The organism is Actinacidiphila glaucinigra (assembly GCF_035918135.1).
GTDB classification, from domain to species: domain Bacteria; phylum Actinomycetota; class Actinomycetes; order Streptomycetales; family Streptomycetaceae; genus Actinacidiphila; species Actinacidiphila glaucinigra.
Genome location: NZ_CP109144.1, coordinates 8088308 through 8105801, shown reverse-complemented (window position 1 = coordinate 8105801; position 17494 = coordinate 8088308). Strand labels below are relative to the sequence as shown.

General features: G+C 71.2%; 15 protein-coding genes and 1 pseudogene. 5 read left to right on the top strand and 11 right to left on the bottom strand.

Going from position 1 to position 17494, the window contains the following annotated elements; translation table 11 throughout:
- The first annotated feature begins 36 nt into the window (after positions 1–36).
- On the top strand, positions 37–1119 hold the full coding sequence (locus OIE69_RS36740; RefSeq protein WP_326579082.1) for an aldo/keto reductase: 1083 nt from the start codon (positions 37–39) through the stop codon (positions 1117–1119).
- 61 nt (positions 1120–1180) lie between these two features.
- On the opposite strand, the gene OIE69_RS36735 is transcribed toward OIE69_RS36740, so the two are convergent.
- The 3 genes from OIE69_RS36735 to OIE69_RS36725 all read right to left on the bottom strand — a co-directional run bounded on the left by OIE69_RS36735 (position 1181) and on the right by OIE69_RS36725 (position 4839).
- A complete protein-coding gene (locus OIE69_RS36735; RefSeq protein WP_326579080.1) occupies positions 1181–3562 on the bottom strand; it encodes an excinuclease ABC subunit UvrA in 2382 nt (793 codons plus the stop codon).
- A gap of 259 nt (positions 3563–3821) precedes the next feature.
- On the bottom strand, positions 3822–4232 hold the full coding sequence (locus OIE69_RS36730) for a VOC family protein (RefSeq protein ID WP_326579078.1): 411 nt from the start codon (positions 4230–4232) through the stop codon (positions 3822–3824).
- A gap of 28 nt (positions 4233–4260) precedes the next feature.
- Entirely contained in the window at positions 4261–4839 is a 579-nt protein-coding gene (locus tag OIE69_RS36725) for a GNAT family N-acetyltransferase (protein WP_326579076.1), read from the bottom strand.
- A 109-nt stretch (positions 4840–4948) separates the two neighbouring features.
- On the opposite strand from OIE69_RS36725, the gene OIE69_RS36720 reads away from it, so the two are divergent.
- A complete protein-coding gene (locus tag OIE69_RS36720) occupies positions 4949–5407 on the top strand; it encodes a hypothetical protein (protein ID WP_326579074.1) in 459 nt (152 codons plus the stop codon).
- A gap of 85 nt (positions 5408–5492) precedes the next feature.
- Here the strand turns inward: OIE69_RS36720 and OIE69_RS36715 are convergent, their stop codons facing one another.
- The 3 genes from OIE69_RS36715 to qcrB all read right to left on the bottom strand — a co-directional run bounded on the left by OIE69_RS36715 (position 5493) and on the right by qcrB (position 9208).
- Positions 5493–6344 (bottom strand): alpha/beta fold hydrolase, encoded by an 852-nt coding sequence (locus tag OIE69_RS36715; RefSeq protein ID WP_326579073.1) that lies wholly within the window; start codon positions 6342–6344, stop codon positions 5493–5495.
- Positions 6345–6551: 207 nt separating this feature from the next.
- A complete protein-coding gene (locus tag OIE69_RS36710; protein WP_326579071.1) occupies positions 6552–7502 on the bottom strand; it encodes an alpha/beta hydrolase in 951 nt (316 codons plus the stop codon).
- A gap of 80 nt (positions 7503–7582) precedes the next feature.
- A complete protein-coding gene (qcrB, locus tag OIE69_RS36705) occupies positions 7583–9208 on the bottom strand; it encodes a cytochrome bc1 complex cytochrome b subunit (RefSeq protein ID WP_326579068.1) in 1626 nt (541 codons plus the stop codon).
- A gap of 232 nt (positions 9209–9440) precedes the next feature.
- Here qcrB and OIE69_RS36700 point away from each other — a divergent pair, with 232 nt between their 5' ends.
- Positions 9441–10328, top strand: a complete 888-nt coding sequence (locus tag OIE69_RS36700) for a sigma-70 family RNA polymerase sigma factor family protein (RefSeq protein WP_326579066.1) — start codon at positions 9441–9443, stop codon at positions 10326–10328.
- 31 nt (positions 10329–10359) lie between these two features.
- Here the strand turns inward: OIE69_RS36700 and OIE69_RS36695 are convergent.
- Both OIE69_RS36695 and OIE69_RS36690 read right to left on the bottom strand, forming a co-directional pair.
- Positions 10360–10962, bottom strand: a pseudogene (locus OIE69_RS36695) (sigma-70 family RNA polymerase sigma factor); the annotation flags it as partial.
- Between the two features lie 707 nt (positions 10963–11669).
- Positions 11670–13025, bottom strand: coding sequence for an NAD(P)/FAD-dependent oxidoreductase (locus tag OIE69_RS36690; protein ID WP_326579064.1), 1356 nt, complete (start codon positions 13023–13025; stop codon positions 11670–11672).
- 330 nt (positions 13026–13355) lie between these two features.
- Between OIE69_RS36690 and OIE69_RS36685 the strand changes: the two genes are divergently transcribed.
- A complete protein-coding gene (locus tag OIE69_RS36685; protein ID WP_326579062.1) occupies positions 13356–13823 on the top strand; it encodes a hypothetical protein in 468 nt (155 codons plus the stop codon).
- A gap of 135 nt (positions 13824–13958) precedes the next feature.
- Positions 13959–14438 (top strand): cupin domain-containing protein, encoded by a 480-nt coding sequence (locus OIE69_RS36680; protein ID WP_326579060.1) that lies wholly within the window; start codon positions 13959–13961, stop codon positions 14436–14438.
- Between the two features lie 55 nt (positions 14439–14493).
- On the opposite strand, the gene OIE69_RS36675 is transcribed toward OIE69_RS36680, so the two are convergent.
- The 3 genes from OIE69_RS36675 to OIE69_RS36665 form a co-directional block, all read right to left on the bottom strand.
- Positions 14494–15375 carry an RNA polymerase sigma-70 factor gene (locus OIE69_RS36675; protein ID WP_326579058.1) on the bottom strand — a complete coding sequence of 294 codons (882 nt, stop codon included), beginning with the start codon at positions 15373–15375 and terminating at the stop codon, positions 14494–14496.
- A 47-nt stretch (positions 15376–15422) separates the two neighbouring features.
- Positions 15423–16154, bottom strand: a complete 732-nt coding sequence (locus OIE69_RS36670) for an SDR family oxidoreductase (protein WP_326579056.1) — start codon at positions 16152–16154, stop codon at positions 15423–15425.
- Between the two features lie 142 nt (positions 16155–16296).
- Entirely contained in the window at positions 16297–17457 is a 1161-nt protein-coding gene (locus tag OIE69_RS36665; RefSeq protein ID WP_326579054.1) for a PP2C family protein-serine/threonine phosphatase, read from the bottom strand.
- Positions 17458–17494 lie beyond the last annotated feature (37 nt).

Genomic DNA, 17494 nt, shown 5'->3' with positions numbered 1-17494 from the left:
CGTCCCCGACCCCGTTCCCCGTGAGGAAGCCCCGTCATGTCGCTCGATTCCTACGTCACGCTCGGCCGCTCGGGACTGCGCGTCAGTCCGTTCACCCTGGGCACGATGACCTTCGGTGAGGATCACGGATGGGGCTGCGGTCCCGAGGAGTCCGCGAACATCCTGGCCGCCTACCTCGACCGCGGCGGCAACTCGATCGACACCGCGAACATCTACACCAACGGACACTCCGAGAAGATCATCGGCGACTACTTCGCCGGCCGGTCCGCACTGCGCGACCGGGTCGTGATCGGCACCAAGTTCTTCGGCAACCTCTACGAGAACGACCCCAACGGGGGCGGACCCGGCCGCAAGGCGATCGTGCAACAGCTGGAGAACTCGCTGCGGCGCCTGCGCACCGACTACGTCGACATCTACTGGCTCCACAACTTCGACCCGGCCACGCCCGTCGAGGAGACCCTGCGCGCGCTCGACGACCTGGTCCGCGACGGCAAGATCCGCTACGTCGGGTTCTCCGACGTGCCTGCGTGGGCGACGGCGGAGGCCGCCACCATCGCGCGCTTCCGCGGATGGGCCCCGGTCGTCGCGCTGCAGCTGGAGTACTCCCTGCTCGAACGCACCTCGGAGGGCGAGCTGATCCCGATGGCCCAGGCCCTCGGCATGGCGGTGATGCCCTGGGGGCCACTGCGCAGCGGGTTCCTGTCCGGCAAGTACGCGAGCACCTCCAACGGGCCGGTGGACACCACGCGCACGCACCTCGTCGGCGTCCCCGGCGAGGCCGACTACAAGGTCATCGACGCGCTCCACGCCGTCGCCGCCGACGCGGGCGCCGACCCCGCCGCCGTCGCCCTGGCGTGGGTGCAGGGGCGCCCCGGGGTCACGTCCACGCTCATCGGCGCGCGGCGCATGGACCAGTTCGAGGCCAACCTGCGGGCCCTGGACGTCACCCTCACAGCGGCCCAGCGCGGGGTGCTCGACGAGGTGTCCACGCCCGCGCTGAACTTCCCCGCCCACAACAACGCGACGCTGGCCCCGATGCTCCAGTTCGCCGGGGCGAGCGTCGACGGCCGCCCGTCGACGCCCTCTCCGCTCCTGCGGGCCCACAGCGCCCGCTACTGAGGACCGCGGGGACCGGGGCGTGATCGCCCCGGCCCCCGCGCCGTCGTACGGTGGCCGCGCCTCAGGCGCCGACGTAGGCGGCCAGGTGCCGGCCGGTGAGGGTGGAGCGGTCGGCGACGAGGTCCGCCGGGGTGCCCTCGAAGACGATCTGCCCGCCGTCGTGGCCGGCGCCGGGGCCGAGGTCGATGATCCAGTCGGCGTGCGCCATGACCGCCTGGTGGTGCTCGACGACGATGACGGACTTGCCGGACTCGACAAGGCGGTCCAGCAGGCCGAGCAGCTGCTCGACGTCGGCGAGGTGCAGGCCGGCGGTGGGCTCGTCGAGGACGTACACGCCGCCCTTGTCGGCCATGTGCGTGGCCAGCTTCAGCCGCTGCCGCTCACCGCCGGACAGGGTGGTGAGGGGCTGCCCGAGGCTGAGGTAGCCGAGTCCGACGTCGGCGAGCCGGCCGAGGATGCGGTGCGCGGCGGGGGTGTGCGCGTCGCCGGCGCCGAAGAACTCCTCGGCGTCGGTGACCGACATGGCGAGCACCTCGCTGATGTCGCGCCCGCCGAGGTGGTACTCGAGCACGGAGGCCTGGAACCGCTTGCCCTCGCACTCCTCGCAGGTGCTGGCGACGCCGGCCATCATCGCCAGGTCCGTGTAGACGACGCCGGCGCCGTTGCAGGTGGGGCAGGCGCCCTCGGAGTTGGCGCTGAACAGGGCGGGCTTGACGTCGTTGGCCTTGGCGAACGCCTTGCGGATCGGGTCGAGCAGCCCGGTGTACGTCGCCGGGTTGCTGCGGCGCGAGCCGCGGATGGGGCTCTGGTCGACGGACACGACACCGGCACCGGCGGGGATGGACCCGTGCACGAGCGAGCTCTTGCCGGAACCCGCGACTCCCGTGATCACCGTGAGCACCCCGAGCGGGACGTCGACGTCGACGTCGCGCAGGTTGTGCGCCGTGGCGCCGCGGACCTCGAGGTGGCCGGTGGGCTTGCGCGCCGTCTCCTTCAGTGAGGCGCGGTCGTCGAAGTGGCGCCCGGTGATGGTGCCGCTGGCGCGCAGCCCTTCGATGTCGCCCTCGAAGCAGACGGTGCCGCCGGCCGTGCCGGCGCCGGGGCCGAGGTCGACGACGTGGTCGGCGATCGCGATGGTCTCCGGCTTGTGCTCCACGACGAGCACCGTGTTGCCCTTGTCGCGCAGCCGCAGCAGCAGCCCGTTCATCCGCTGGATGTCGTGCGGGTGCAGACCGGTGGTGGGCTCGTCGAAGACGTACGTGGTGTCGGTGAGCGAGGAGCCGAGGTGGCGGATCATCTTGACGCGCTGCGCCTCGCCGCCCGAGAGGGTGCCCGACGGCCGCTCGAGCGAGAGGTAGCCGAGGCCGATCTCCACGAACGACTCGAGGGTGTGCTGCAGCTTGGTGAGCAGCGGCGCCACCGAGGGCTCGTCGAGGCCGCGTACCCACTCCGCCAGGTCGCTGATCTGCATCGCGCACGCGTCGGCGATGCTCGTCCCGGAGATCTTCGACGCCCGGGCGCCCTCGCTGAGCCGGGTGCCGTCGCACTCGGGGCAGGTGGTGAAGGCGACGGCGTGGTCCACGAACTCGCGGATGTGCGGCTGCATCGCCTCCTTGTCCTTGGAGAGCATCGACTTCTGGACCCGCGGGATCAGCCCCTCGTAGGTCATGTTGATACCGGCGATCTTCATCCGGGTCGGCTCGCGGTGCAGGAAGTCGTGCAGCTCCTGCTCGGTGAACTTGCTGATCGGCTTGTCCGGGTCGAAGAAGCCGGACTCGGCGTAGAGCCGGGAGTTCCAGCCGCCGCCCTTGTAGCCGGGGACGGTGATGGCGCCCTCGTTGATCGACTTGGAGTCGTCGAAGAGCCGGCTCAGGTCGATGTCGGAGACGGTGCCCCGGCCCTCGCAGCGCGGGCACATGCCGCCGGTGCGGGTGAAGGAGACCTTCTCGGCCTTGCTCGCGCCGCGCTCGACGGTGATCGCGCCGCTGGCGCGGACGGAGGGGACGTTGAAGGCGTACGCGCTGGGCGCGCCGATGTGCGGGGAGCCGAGCCGGCTGAAGAGGATGCGCAGCATCGCGTTGGCGTCGGTGACGGTGCCGACGGTGGAGCGGGGGTCGGCGCCCAGCCGCTGCTGGTCGACGGTGATCGCGGTCGTCAGCCCGTCGAGGACGTCCACCTCGGGACGGGCCAGCGTCGGCATGAAGCCCTGCACGAAGGCGCTGTAGGTCTCGTTGATCAGCCGCTGCGACTCCGCGGCGATGGTGTTGAAGACGAGGGAGCTCTTGCCCGAGCCGGAGACGCCGGTGAACACCGTCAGCCGGCGCTTCGGGATCTCGATGCTGACGTCCTTCAGGTTGTTCTCGCGCGCGCCGTGCACGCGGATCAGATCGTGGCTGTCGGCAACGTGCGGCGCAAGCGACTGCGCGTCCGCCTTCTTGGCCATGTGTGTCGTCTCTCCATCTGTCTGGTGCGTGCGGGGCCCGCCCACGCGGTCTCCGTCGGCGTCGCCCGACTCGATCCGACCGGCTTCGGACAAGTATGTCCGGGGTCCCCTCGTCGGCGGCGGTCGCGGCCACGGTAGCCGTCCGCCGGGCCGCCCCGCTCCCGGTTCGGACCGGTGTCCCCGTCGAACGGGCCGGGCGGCGAACGGGTTCCCGGCCCTGGGGGGCGTCCGTGCGGGGAGCGGGGATCAGCGGGAGGCGTCAGCGGACCTCGTTGAACCGGATCGTGTTGCCCGCCGGGTCGCGGAAGGCGCAGTCGCGGATCCCGTACGGCTGCTCGGTCGGCTCCTGGACGACCTCGGCGCCGCCCGCCACCAGCCGCTCGAAGACGCCGTCGAGGTCGGGTGTGGCGAGGACGAGGCGGGCGTAGGTGCCCTTGGCCATCATCCCGGTGATGGCGCGGCGCTCGTCCTCGGTGATGCCCGGGTCGCCGGCGGGCGGCTCCAGGACGATCGAGGTGCCGGGCTGGTCGGCGGGGCCGACGGTGATCCAGCGCATGTCGCCGTAGCCGACGTCGTTGCGGACCTTGAAGCCGAGGGTGTCCCGGTAGAAGGCGAGCGAGGCCTCGGGGTCGGTGTGCGGGAGGAAGGTCCAGTGAATGGTGATGTCCATGGCCGTCACGCTAGCCGCGGGCCGCCGGCTAGGGCTTCTCCATTCCTGACCGATCCCGCGGCCGCCACTGGTCGGCGGTCAGCCGCCGGACGACCTCGATCCCCACTTCGCCGGGAGCGGACGGGCCTTCCGGTTCCGGTACGCGTGCGATCTCCGTGAAGCCGAGGCGGCGTGCGACGGCTCCGCCGGCGGCGTTGGCGGCGTCGTGGTGGATCTCCAGCCGCTCGACGCCGGGCAGCCTGAAGCCCTCGCCGACGAGGGCGGCCACGGCCGCCGTGGCGAGGCCGCGTCCGGTCCACCGGGGGTGGAGCCAGTAGCCGATCTCCAGGCCGCCGGCTCCGATGCGGCGGTGGAGGCCGCAGCCGCCGATCACGGTGTCATCCGAGGTGATGGCGTAGGCGAACGCCTCTCCGGTCGCCCACTCCTCGTCGCTGCGGCCCAGGAAACCGGCGGTGCGGTGTCTGCCGTGATCGGCGGCCCATGGCATCCAGGGCGTCAGGTGCTCCAGGGACTCGCTGATCGCGCGGTCCAGGGCGTCGAGGTCGCCGGCGCGCCAGCGGCGCAGTACGGCCTGGTCGGAGCGGAGGATTGCGGCGGGCTCGGCCATGTACGGATGCTCTCGCGGCGGCGCGGGGGCCGACAACGCAGTATCGCCGGCCGGCGGCCGCGGGGGGCGCCGTGCGGCCGGTCGGATCCGCTCTGATATCCCTGCGGGTATGAGTACCGATACCGCCGCCCTGGACGCCGCCGAGTGGGCCGCCGCGTGCCGCGGCCGCACCAGGGACCTCCTGGCCGGTCTCGGTCGCGCTCCCGGTCTGCTGCGGACGGATCCCGGCGCCGCGGCGCGCGCCCTCGACGAGAGCCTGGCACGCGAGATCCCCGCCCTCCTGGACGGGGAGGAGTGGACGCGGCTGCACACGCTGCTGACGGCCTGCCTCGGGGAGTACCTGATCAGTGTGCACGGTGCGCGCTGGACGTGGCTCGAGGACTCGGCCTCGCCCGTGGGCGGCCGCTGGGTGGTCACCGGGTTCACGCGGCCGCCGGCCCGGCGGACCGCGGCGGTCGACGTGGGAGCGCTCGTGGGTGACGCGCTGGCGTCCGAGCCGTCCGTCGGCCTCACCGCACTGGCCGGCCGCGCGGAGCGGGCGGCCGGCGTCCGCGTCGTGCACGGCTGAGGGCCCGCGGCGAGGCGTCCCGACGAAGGACGGGCGGGGCGGCGCGTGATGCGCCGCCCCGCCCGCCGGGTCACCGCGGCGGCGGTCAGCGGACGGAACGCGCCGCTTCCTCGATGATGCGGGCGCTCTCCTTCGGGTGGGAGACGCTCACCGCGTGGGAGGAACGGACCTCCTCCACGTGGGACTTGGCGCGCTTGGCCATGAAGACCTGGAGCTCGCGGGGGATGTTGCGGTCCTTCGAGGCCACCAGGGTCCAGGAGGGGATGGTCTTCCACGCGGGCTCGCCGGAGGGCTCGTACAGCGCGCCACCGGACACGGGGCGCTGGGTGACGCCCATGATCTCCGCGGTGTGCTCCGGGACGTCCGCGGCGAACTGCTGGTGGAACTTGGGCTGGTCGATGTAGAGGTCGACGCCCTTGGAGCCGTCGGGCAGCGTGACCGGCACCTGCTTCAGCGCGTCGCCGAGCGTGCTGCCCTCGAACTTCAGCGACAGGTCGAAGGCGTTCTCGCCCTTGTCGGGCATGAAGGCGGCCAGGTAGACCAGGGCCTTGACCTTGTCGGAGCCGTAGGCGGCGTTGGAGATCACGGCGCCGCCGTAGGAGTGGCCGGCGAGGACCACGGGGCCCTTGATGCTGTCCACGAGTTCCCTGACGTAGGCGGCGTCGCTGCTGAGCCCGCGCAGCGGGTTGGACGCGGCCACCACGGGGTAGCCGTCGTGCTTCAGCTTCTTGACGACGTCGTTCCAGCTGGAGGAGTCGGCGAACGCGCCGTGGACGAGGACCACGGTCGGCTTGCGGTGCTGCGTGGGGGCGTGGCCGCCGCCCTTGGTGGCGCTGGCGGGACCGATGGTGGCGGCGAGCAGACCGGCGGCGACGGTCACCGTCGCCATGACGGTGAGCGGGGTGCGGAGGGTCCGGTAGCGGGCATGACGGTTCACGGGTTGGCCCTTTCGAGGCAGGTGTCGGGTTGGTTGTGCCACCACCCGGCCCCGGGACGGAGGCCGGCGGTGGGTGGGTACGGCAGTCGCTGCCGTACGTCTGGAAGAGGTGGCTCACGGCCGCGGACGGCGACGTCAGGGTCCGGGCCACCTGGGATCACCGGTGCGGGCAGCGCGTCACGCGGCCGCCCTCCGGTGGCGGGGCGGTCAGTTGCCGTGCAGCGCGGTGTGCAGCGCGCGGGTCGCCTGCTCCATCGCGGCGCCGGTCGCCTGCGTGGAACGGACGGGGTTGAGCATCATGAAGTCGTGCAGCGTGCCGTTGTAGCGGACGCTGACGGTGGGGACGCCGGCCTGGGTCAGCTTGCGGGCGTAGGCCTCGCCCTCGTCGCGCAGCACGTCGTTCTCGTCGGTGATGACCAGCGCCGGCGGCAGGCCCTCGAGGTCCTGCAGGCTCGCGCGCAGCGGCGAGGCGGTGATCTCCGCCCGCTCGGCCGGGTCGGTGGTGTAGCAGTCCCAGAACCAGGCCATGGCCTTGGCGGTCAGGTGCGGGCCGTCCGCGAACTCCCGGTAGCTGCCGGTGTCCTGGGCCGCGTCGGTCACGGGGTAGTAGAGCGACTGGTGGACGAAGGTCACGTCGCCGCGGCGCTTGGCCATGATGGTCAGGGCCGCGGTCATGTTGCCGCCGACGGAGTCGCCGGCGACGGCCATGCGGGAGGCGTCCAGGCCCTCGTCCGCGCCCTTCGCGGTGATCCAGCGGGCCGTTGCGTACGCCTGCTCGATCGCGACCGGGTAGCGGACCTCGGGCGAGCGGTCGTACTCCACGAACACCACCGCGGCGTGCGCCAGCACGGCCAGTTCCCGCACGAGACGGTCGTGCGTACCCGCGTTGCCGAGTACCCAGCCGCCGCCGTGCACGTACAGCACGACGGGCAGGACCTCGTCCGCGCCCACGGGCCTGACGATGCGCACCCGTACGTCGCCGACCTCTGCGGGCACGGTGATCCACTTTTCCCGGACGTCGTACTTCTCGACCGGCGTCGCCTGGATGTCGTCGAGGACCTTGCGGGCACCCTCCGCACCGAGCTCGTAAAGGAACGGCGGCCTAGCCGTGGCGTCCGCTATTCCCTGGGCCGCGGGCTCGAGAACGGGCTTGCTCATGTGTCGAACTCCCAAGTTCGGAACTGTCGTGCGTTTTCCTTCACCCTTTTCGACAAGGGAACGGGTGAATCTGTGACAGGTCAGTGGATAACGGTGTCGTCACCGTCGTCGTGGGCGATCTCCTCGTATTCCCGCACGGTGGGTTTGGGAATCTGCGTCCCCTTTCCGTACAGGCCCCGGCTGAGCAGCGCGCGCAGCCGCTCGGCACGGGCGGCGCCGCCGTCCGCGGAGATGCGGATGGGCGCGTACTGCTCGTGCTGGGTGAGGAGGTGGAGCTTCTCCCGGCCGAGCGGCCGGTGGACCTCGATGTACTCGCCGTCCGGCATCCGCTTGATGATCCCGGTCTCGCGGCCGTGCAGCACCTCCTCCCGGTCGCTGCGCTGGAGGGCGAGGGCCCATCGTTTCGTCACGGCGAAGACGACGAAGGGCACCACGAACAGGCCGATCCGGACGGCCCAGGTCACGGCGTTGACCGACATGTGCAGACGGACGGCGATCAGGTCGTTGGCGGCTCCCAGCAGCGCCACCGCGTACACGCTGACCCACGCCGCGCCCAGGGCCGTGCGCACCGGCCGGTTGCGCGGTCTGTCGAGGAGGTGGTGGTCGCGCTTGCCGTCCTTGGTGACCCAGGCCTCGACGAACGGGTAGGCGCCCAGGGCGAGGAAGAGCCCGGCACCCGCCAGCAGCGGCACGAGGTTGTCCAGGGCCAGGGTGTGGCCCCAGAGGACGACCTCCCAGCCCGGCATCACGCGCAGCAGTCCGTCGAGGACGCCCATGTACCAGTCGGGTTGTGATCCCGCGGTGACCTGGTCGGGCCGGTAGGGGCCGTACAGCCAGATGGGGTTGATCTGCACGAGCGAGGCGATGATGAAGACGACCCCGGTGACCAGCAGGAAGTACGCCCCCGACTTCACGGCGTACACGCGGAAGGGCAGGCCGACGGTGTTTCCCTCGGTGCGCCCGGGCCCCGGGTACTGGGTGTGCCTGTGACGGCGCGCCAGGACCAGGTGGGCGACGAGGATGCCGGCCATGAGGGCGGGGATCACCACGACGTGCAGGGTGTTGAAGTGCGCGATCAGGTCCTTGCCCGGGTACTCGCCGCCGAAGAGGAACATCGACAGGTAGGTTCCGACGAGCGGGATGGAGAGGATGGTCCCGTTCACGACCATGAGCCCGGTCCCGGACAGCAGGTCGTCCGGGAGGTCGTAGCCCGTCAGGCCCTCGAACATGCCCAGGACCAGCAGCGAGAAGCCGAGCACCCAGTTGAGTTCGCGCGGCTTGCGGAAGGCTCCGGTGAAGAAGACCCGCAGCATGTGGACGAACATGCTGGCGACGAAGATCAGCGCCGCCCAGTGGTGGGCCTGGCGGATCAGCAGGCCGCCGCGCACCTCGAAGGAGATGCGCATCGTCGAGTCGAAGGCCTCGGACACCGTCAGGCCCTGCAGCGGCGCGTAACTGCCGTGGTACTCCACCGGCGTCATGGACGGGTGGAAGTACAGCGACAGGTAGATTCCCGTGAGGACGAGAACGAAGAAACTGTAGAGGGATATCTCCCCCAGCATGAAGGACCAGTGGCTGGGGAACGCTTTCCGTCTGACGGATGATCCGGAACGGGTGTCGACGCCCAGTCGCCCGCCGAACCATTCGGTGACCTTCGCGCCTCTGCCGGCCTCTTGCGATTCCTCGGACCGGCTGACGCTACCCATGTTCCTGTCACCATTCATGTTTCACCCATGGCGGATCGCAGGTCGGCACTCTCGTGCACCTTCCACGTATACGACCGATCCCGCGGCGAAAGTGTGACGTGCACCGTCTGCGCGGCATTGCCGGTGCGGTGGCGAACGAGCGCAATGTCACAAGGTCCCCGCCCGCTTGGTCTCACCACCAGGACAGGAAAACGGTTCCCTGTCGGTATCGCGGGCGAGGGAGGTCAACGCCATGGATTTCTCCGATGACGCGGTCCCGATCGCGGAGTTGCTGGACGAGCGTCGGCACTTGCTGGACGTGGCCCTGTGGATGGTGGGCGGGTCGGCGCAGGCCGAGTCGGTCGTCGACGAGGCCTACCGGCAGTGGTTCGAGTTGCCGGAGGCGGCGCGCAGGGCGATCGAGTCGCCCGGGGCATGGCTGGCGAAGACGGTGGGCGGGATCTGTCTGGCCCGCCTGGCCACGTCTGCCGGGTACGCGGGACCGGCCGCGGCGGACACGGCACGTCCGCAGGTGGGGGTCGAACTGCAGCACGAGATCGGTGAGGTCCTGCTGACCGCGCTGGACGCGCTGGCGCCCGCGGAGCGGGCGGCGTTCGTGCTCAACGGCTGCTTCGGTATGGCGCTGGGCACGGTGGCGGACGTGGTGGGGAGGCCGGAGCCGGAGTGCGCCGAGCTCGCCGATCGCGCGCGGCGTGCGATCCGCGCCTACAGGTCGCACACCGTGACGCCGGAGGACCACGATGCCGTGGCGCGCGCGGTGCGCGCGGCGTGCCTGAGCGACGACGCGGTGCGGTTGTCGGCGTTGATGTGCCCGGACGCCACGGCGTTCTTCGACGGGGGCGGGAAGCTGCGGTCACTGGTCCGGCCGGTGCACGGTGCCGAACCGGTCGCGCGCAGTCTGCTGACCCTGCTCGCCCACCACCAGCGGGTGACCCTGTCCGCCCACTCCGTCAACGGCCGCACCGGTCTGGTGGCCCGCTACGGCGGCCAGGTGGCGGCGGTCGTCAGCCTGGACGTCGCCGACGCCCGTGTCTCGCAGGCCTGGATCGTCCTCAACCCCGACAAGCTCCGGCCCTGGAACCACCCGGCCCGCGCCGTCCGCCCCGTCATCGGTTCCTGACGGCACCGGGCACCGTGCGGGCCGCTTCTCCCGCACCCCGCGGACCGCCGCGTTCACGCGGGCGGTCCGCGACGTCGGGGGCGAGCAGTGCCTCCAGCGGGGCCAGGTCCCCGGTCCGGGCCGCGGAGACGAAGGCCTCGCGCAGACGCCGGTGCTCCGCGGAATCCACCGTCTCGCGACGCTCGGCCATCACGTGCTTGCGGGCCCGGCTGACTATCTTGCGTGCGTTGACCAGGCTGACCTGCAGTATCCCGGCGATCTCCGGATAGGCGTAGTCGAACGCCTCCCGCAGGACATAGGCCGCGCGTTCCATGGGGGTCAGTCGCTCCAGCACCAGGAGCAGGGCGAGTTCCACCGCCTCGGCCCGCTGGGCACCCACCTCGGGGTCCGCGCTCGTGTCGACGGGCTCGGGCAGCCAGGGCCCGATGTAGGTCTCGCGGCGCACCCGGGCGGACTGGGCGACGTTGATGGCCAGGCGGGTCGTGGTGGTGGAGAGGAAGGCGGCCGGGCTGAGCACCGCGGAGCGGTCGGTCTTCTGCCAGCGCAGCCAGACCTCCTGTACGACGTCCTCGGCCTCGACCGCACTGCCGAGCACGCGGTACGCGATGCCGAAAAGACGCGGCTGAAGTTCCATGAAGACGCCGGCGGCCTCGTCGAGACCCTGTGCGGAGGGGGACGGCCCGGCATCCCCCTTCCCCCGGGCTTCGTCCACTCGCACGGCATCACCGTCACCTGGTGGCCGGCAAGCGCACACGTCACCCATCCGTTCAGAGGTCATTTACGGGCAGCCCCCAGCCGCGCGACACAAGGGTGTCACACGATGTTCCACATGGGTGGCCACTACACAGGCTTCGGTCACCGAGCGTCATGATTTCTCCCATCACTTCCGCTGAATAGACCGGTAAAGACCCGATCGTGTGACAGAAATGGCGAGAGAAAATCGTCACCAGCCACCGAAATAAAGGATCTCGGGCGAGTGAACGGTGTGCGTCAGGAGCCCGCGACCCACCGTCGACTCACATCATACGCTGGACAAATGCCGTAAATCGGGCGCACCTTCCGGCGCTTCGCCAAGAACCGCACAGAATCAATCCCATGGTGTTTCAAAAAGCAGTGACACGTTATTCATCCGTGGCTGAAGTTCCGCCCATGGAAATGGCCGCGTCACGGAGGGTGACGCGGCCAGGGTGCGAGGAAGCCCCGCAGACCTGATCCGCCGCCTCCGGGCGCCGGGCGTGCCCCTGGAAGCGGCGGCTCAGGTCTGCGTCGGTCGTCCCGGCACGGAGGGCGTTCAGGACGTGAGCGCGCCCCACCGCCCGGCTGGCGTCGTCTTCGCGGCGCTCACACCGCCGCGCGGCCGCCCGCCTGCCGCTCCGCGGGGCGCCGCGGTGCGGCGCTGGTGACGAACGCGTCCCGCGGGTGCTGCACGGAGGCGAGCGAGACGAGGTCCCGGCCGAACAGGGCCGCGGTGAGCCAGACGGTGAGCACCCGGACCTTCCGCTCCCAGGTGGGCACGGCGAGCACGTGGTAGCCGCGGTGCATCAGCCAGGCCGGGAAGCCCTTGATGACGATGGCCTTGTACTGGAAGATGCCGCGTCCCAGACCGAGCGTGGCGACCACGCCGAGGCTGCTGTGGCGGTAGTCCCGCACCCTGCCGCCGCGCAGGCTCGCGAGGATGTTCTTGGCCAGCCGCTTGCCCTGCCGGACCGCGTGCTGGGCGTTGGGCACCGTGCGCGCCCCCGGCACGGGCGAGGCCAGGTCGGGCACGGCCGCGTCGTCCCCGGCCGCCCACACGTCCGGCACGGGGTCGCCGTCCGTGCCCACCCGGAGGTCGGGGCGCACGACGAGCAGTCCGCGCTCGTCCACCGGCAGGTCGGTGTGGTTGTGCACGACCGGGTTCGAGGCGTTGCCCGCGGTCCAGACGATGAGTTCCGAGTCGAACTCCTCCCCGTTGGACAGCACGACGTGTCCGTCCTCGGCGGAGACCAGCTGGGTGTTCAGGTGCACGTGGGCGCCGCGCCGCTCCAGGTGGCGCACGACCCAGGCGCCGGGCTTGTCGCTCACCTCGGGCAGGATGCGGCCCCGGGCCTCGATCAGGTGGAACGACAGCTCGCCCAGGCTCAGTTCGGGGTAGGACCTGAGCATCGCGGTCGCGAGCGAGAGCAGTTCGCCGAAGCCCTCGACACCGGAGAACCCGCCGCCCACGAAGGTGACGGTGAGCAGCTTCCGCCGCTCGGGCCCGGGCGGCAGCGAAGCCGCCTGGTCGAACGCCGTCAGCAGACGGTCGCGGACGGCGACCGCCTCCTCGACGTGCTTGAGGCCGATGGCGCTCTGGGCCAGGCCCGGGATGGGGAAGGTGCGGGTCACGGCGCCGGCGGTGACGACGAGCGTGTCGTAGCGGAGTTCGTACTCCTCACCGTTCACGGGCCGGACGGTCACCGTCCGGTCGGCGTGGCGGATCTCGGTCGCACTCCCCGCGACCAGGCGGGTCTTGTGCAGGTGGCGCCGCAGCGACACGGCGGCGTGGCGTGCCTCCACCGAACCGGCGGTCACTTCCGGCAGGAACGGCTGATAGGTCATGTAGGGACGCGGGTCGACGACGGTGACCCGTGCTTCCCCGGGCCGAAGCGTCTTCTCCAGCCCCCAGGCCGTGTAGAAGCCCGCGTAGCCGCCGCCCACGATCAGGATCTCGCGCATGGTTCCCTCTGTTTCTCTCCGTCACAAGTAAGACAGCGCAGCTCCCGTCGGTGTGACAGAGCATGCCCGTTCAGTGGCGAACACTGTGATCACATAGCGCCCATATAGGGCACTACCGGGAGGGAACGACTGCGCTGAAGAGCGTGTGCACCCCCTCCGTCCGCCCGACGGATCAACACTGTCTGCTACGTTCCCGAGGACTCGACTTCAGGCCCGGCACGGGCTGACCGACGTCCACCGCGGCTCCGCGCCCGCACCCGCCCACGCCCACCCGCACCCCCGACCGGTGCGGCACCCGGCTGTTCCCGCCTTCCTTCCCCTGGAGCCCTCGTGCGCACCGCGCTCCTGTCCGCCGTACTCGTCAGCACCGTCACGCTCGTGCCGTTCGCCGCGGCGTGCGCGGACGGCGCGCCCCGCAAGGAGGAGGTCCGTGCCTCGCCGCCGCCCGCGACGGACCTGCGCGTGGGAGCGGTCTGCTCGGCGCGCTTCAGCTTCGCCACCGACGTCTCCTGCGGTCTGGCCGACTTCGGCGATGTGCGCTTCCACTGCACCGACGAGCTCGGCGGCACGTGTCCGAGGACCCGTTCCGTTACGCTGGAGAACATCGGCAGAACGCCGGTCAGGCTGGTGGCCGTCAGCGGGTCGGAGCCCGGCGAGAGGCACGAGGCCGTATCACGCACCCTGCCCTCGGGGGCCCGGCAGGTCGTGACCCCCCGCCCGGGCGACACCTACCTCTACGACATCCTCCTGCGCGCGAACAACGGCATGGCGGCGGTGGGCGTCGTCGCGGTCACCTGACCCTCCTGGGCTGTCACATCCGCCCGGGGGCTTCGGTCTTACCTCGGAACGGCGTGGTCACGGGCGGTCTCGACGGCCGGCACCCGCCACGCCCGGTGCGCTCGGCGCACGCGACGCGAGTAAGGGATGGTAGGCATGTCGTACCCACAGCAGGTGTACTTCGGGGACACCGGAGAGATCAACGCCAACTTCCGCCCGGCGAGCACCCCTCCGAACGTCGGCCAGGCCGGGGACGGCATCCACTACCTGGCCACCACGGACATGACGCGGGGCGAGTACGGGCTCTACCGCGTCATGATGAGGGCGAAGGCGGGCGGCCCCAGTACCCACTTCCACCGGACCATCTCGGAGTCCTTCTTCATCCTGAGCGGAACCGTCCGCCTCTACAACGGCGAGAAGTGGGTCGACGCGGAGGAGGGCGACTTCCTTCACGTCCCGCAGGGCGGGCTGCACGCCTTCCGCAACGACTCCGACGCCCCGGCCGAGATGCTGCTGCTCTTCACGCCGGGAGCGCCGCGCGAGGAGTACTTCGAGCAGATCTCGCAGATGGGCAACGCCACGGCGGAGGAGCGCGCCGCGTTCCTGGACAAGCACGACTCGTACTTCGTCGACTGACCGGGCCGCTCCCCGGCGCCGTACCCTCCTGGGCGGTGCCGGGGTCCGTGCACGCCTACTTGTCCAGGACGGCGAGTTTCGTCGGGCTCATCATCCACATCACGCGGTCGATGCCCTCCGCCGTGACGCTCAGCGTCAGGAGGGCGAAGACCGTGCCGTCGCGGGACAGCTTCATGGCGGGCCGGCCGTTCACCTGGACGGGCTCCACGATGGCGTCCACCCAGAACCGGTCGGCGAAGGCATGGTGGTACTTGGCCACCCGGTGACGGCCCACTACGGGGAACTTCGACGCCCGCACCTCTCCTCCACCGTCGGAGTAGGACACGACGTCCTCGGCGAACATGTTCTCCAGCAAGCCCACTTCACCCGCCTTGGCGGCCGCGACAAACGCCGTCAGGAACCGCTGGTGGTCGGTGGACACGACACTGGCCCGCTTCTCCGCCGCCAGGTGCTTGCGCGCCCGGCTGACCAGTTGGCGCGCGTTGGCGTTGGACTGGCCGATGATCTCCGCGATCTGCGCGTAGGGGTACTCGAACGCCTCCCGGAGCACGTACGCGGCGCGTTCGGCGGGGGTGAGCTTCTCCAGGAGCATCAGCACCGCCACTTCGAGCGCCTCGCCGTTCACGGCGCCGAGGGCGGGGTCGCTCTCGGTGTCCACCGGCTCCGGCAGCCAGGGCCCGACGTACGTCTCGCGGCGGGCCCTGGCCGACTTGAGCACGTTGATCGCGAGCCTCGTCACCGTCGTCGCGAGGAACGCCCGGGGGTTCTCCACCTTGGAACGGTCGTAGGTCTGCCAGCGGATCCAGGCGTCCTGCAGCACGTCCTCGGCCTCGCTCACGCTGCCGAGCATCCGGTAGGCGATGCCGAACAGGCTGCCACGGGCGGCCTGGAACTCCTCCTGTGCTTCGCGGAGGTCCAGGTCCTCGGCTTCATCCACTGCTTCGTCCTCGGTCGGCGTCGTCCGCGTCCGGGACGCCCCGGTCGTCAGGACAGCCAGTCCCTGTAGTGGGTGGGGGCGATGCGGGCGTCGCTGCCGCCGGTGAGGACGTCGCCCCGGGCGACGGCGAACATGCCCGCGGTGTCGTCGACGACGACCGTGCGTCCGTCTCCCTTGGCCGCGATGGTGATCCGGCCGATCTCCTCCAGGGGGAAGACGTCGGGCCCGGCGATGTCCACGGTCCCGTTGAGCGGGGGGCCCGAGGCCACCTCGGCCACCATCCGCGCGACGTCCGCGGCGGCGATCGGCCGGAGCGGGGTCCGCGGCAGCCGTACGGTGTCACCGTCGGTGGTCCAGGACATCGTCGCTTCCATGAACTCCATGAACTGGGTGGCGCGGACGATGGAGTAGGGGATCGAACCGGCCTTGAGGATGTCCTCCTGGAGCGTCTTCGCCCGATAGTAGTCCAGTTCCGGCACCTGGTCGACGCCGACGATCGAGAGGATGACCATGTGGCCGACGCCGCCCTTCTCGCTCGCGGCGACCAGGTTGTCCATGGACGTCTGGAAGAAGGCGGGCGAGGCCTCGTCGAAGGTCGGCGAGTTCGTGAGGTTGACGACGACGTCGGCGCCCGCGACGGCCTCCACGACGCCCTCGCCGCTCAGCAGGTCCACGCCGGTCGACAGGGAGTGCGGCACGGCCTCGTGACCCGCCGCGTCGAGGTCCTTCACGACCTGTGAGCCGATGAGCCCGGTTCCGCCGATGACTGCGATTTTCATGGCTTTGCCCATCTCCCGATGCCGATGACCGGTGAATGCCTCTACGTGTTCAACGTACCTTCGCTGCAGTCGACGCGCCTGGGCTGCCGCGGGGCGGCCGGCCGGGGCCCGGGCGGCACCGGCACCGGGGTGCGGGGCCGTCTCAGCGGGCGGCGCAGGCCGGGGTCCCCTCGGCCTCGGGGCTGCCCGCCTGCGCGGGAACGGGAGTCCGCTGCACGGCCACGATGGCGACGTCGTCGCGCAGCGGGCCGCACAGGTGCCGGCACAGGTCGTCCCGGACGTGCCGCACGAGGCCGCCCGGGTCGGTGCCCGTCCAGCGGGCGAGGCGGTCCCGGAGGGGGTAGAAGGCGCCGGCCGGGTCGCGGGCCTCGGTGACACCGTCGGTGTGGAGGAGGAGGACCTCCCCCGGGGCGAAAGGGAAGGTGTCCTGGTGGTGCTCGTGGGGGGCGAGGCCGCCCAGGCCGAGGGGCGGGCCGCTCCGGTGGGGTGTCAGCGGGGTGACCCGGCCGCCGCCGGTGACCAGGGGCGCGGGGTGGCCGCAGTTGACCGCGTGGACGACACGCCGGTCGTCCGGGATCTCCAGCACCAGGGCGGTGACGAACCTCTCGGCGGCCTCGTCGTCGCTCCGCTCGGCCTCCGCGAGATGGCTGCGCATGCTGCCCTCCAGGTGGACGGCCACCTCGGGCAGGGTGGCGCAACGGGGAGCGGCCTCCCTGAACGCGCCGACCGCGGCCACCACTTCGGGGATGCCCTGCAGGCCCTTGCCCCGCACGTCGCCGATCAGGATCCGCGTCGCTCCGGTGATCCGCGCGGCCGCGTAGAGATCGCCGCCGACGGTGGCGTGGGCGTCCGACGCCTGGTAGGAGGCGGCGACGCACAGCGGGCCGATCCTTTCGGGGAGCGGACGCAGGACGACGCGCTGCGTCATCTCCGAGACGGCGCGGACGGCGGTCAGTTCCAGTTTGTGGTGCTCCTGGCGGACGAAGAAGACGACGACGACCACGGACAGGACGAGCACGGCGGCCGCCTGCGAGGTCGTGACGGGCGGGACCCCGCCCGGGCTGACGGCGAGGCCGATGCCGGCCGCGGCCACGATGAGGACGGCTCCCCCGGTCAGCGAGGCACCGGCGTACGTCGCCGCCGCCGAGGCGGCCACGAGCGTCGTCGCCCAGCCGACGGGCGGGGTGCACACCTCGTCCAGGACGCCCACGCCGACGAGGAAGGGAAGCACGACGGAGGGCCGCATGACCGGCCCACGGGGCCGGGGAGCGGGACGGGTGCGGCGAGGGAGGGCGGGGATCATGCGCTGCCTTTCCTTGGCGGGACACCGATCGGCCGCA

Coding starts and splice junctions, on each gene's coding strand:
- OIE69_RS36710 (WP_326579071.1), bottom strand. CDS start 7,502: ATGAGCAAGCCCGTTCTCGAGCCCGCGGCCCAGGGAATAGCGGACGCC.
- OIE69_RS36700 (WP_326579066.1), top strand. CDS start 9,441: ATGGATTTCTCCGATGACGCGGTCCCGATCGCGGAGTTGCTGGACGAG.
- OIE69_RS36670 (WP_326579056.1), bottom strand. CDS start 16,154: ATGAAAATCGCAGTCATCGGCGGAACCGGGCTCATCGGCTCACAGGTC.
- OIE69_RS36690 (WP_326579064.1), bottom strand. CDS start 13,025: ATGCGCGAGATCCTGATCGTGGGCGGCGGCTACGCGGGCTTCTACACG.
- OIE69_RS36730 (WP_326579078.1), bottom strand. CDS start 4,232: ATGGACATCACCATTCACTGGACCTTCCTCCCGCACACCGACCCCGAG.
- OIE69_RS36665 (WP_326579054.1), bottom strand. CDS start 17,457: ATGATCCCCGCCCTCCCTCGCCGCACCCGTCCCGCTCCCCGGCCCCGT.
- qcrB (WP_326579068.1), bottom strand. CDS start 9,208: ATGGGTAGCGTCAGCCGGTCCGAGGAATCGCAAGAGGCCGGCAGAGGC.
- OIE69_RS36740 (WP_326579082.1), top strand. CDS start 37: ATGTCGCTCGATTCCTACGTCACGCTCGGCCGCTCGGGACTGCGCGTC.
- OIE69_RS36720 (WP_326579074.1), top strand. CDS start 4,949: ATGAGTACCGATACCGCCGCCCTGGACGCCGCCGAGTGGGCCGCCGCG.
- OIE69_RS36735 (WP_326579080.1), bottom strand. CDS start 3,562: ATGGCCAAGAAGGCGGACGCGCAGTCGCTTGCGCCGCACGTTGCCGAC.
- OIE69_RS36725 (WP_326579076.1), bottom strand. CDS start 4,839: ATGGCCGAGCCCGCCGCAATCCTCCGCTCCGACCAGGCCGTACTGCGC.
- OIE69_RS36680 (WP_326579060.1), top strand. CDS start 13,959: ATGTCGTACCCACAGCAGGTGTACTTCGGGGACACCGGAGAGATCAAC.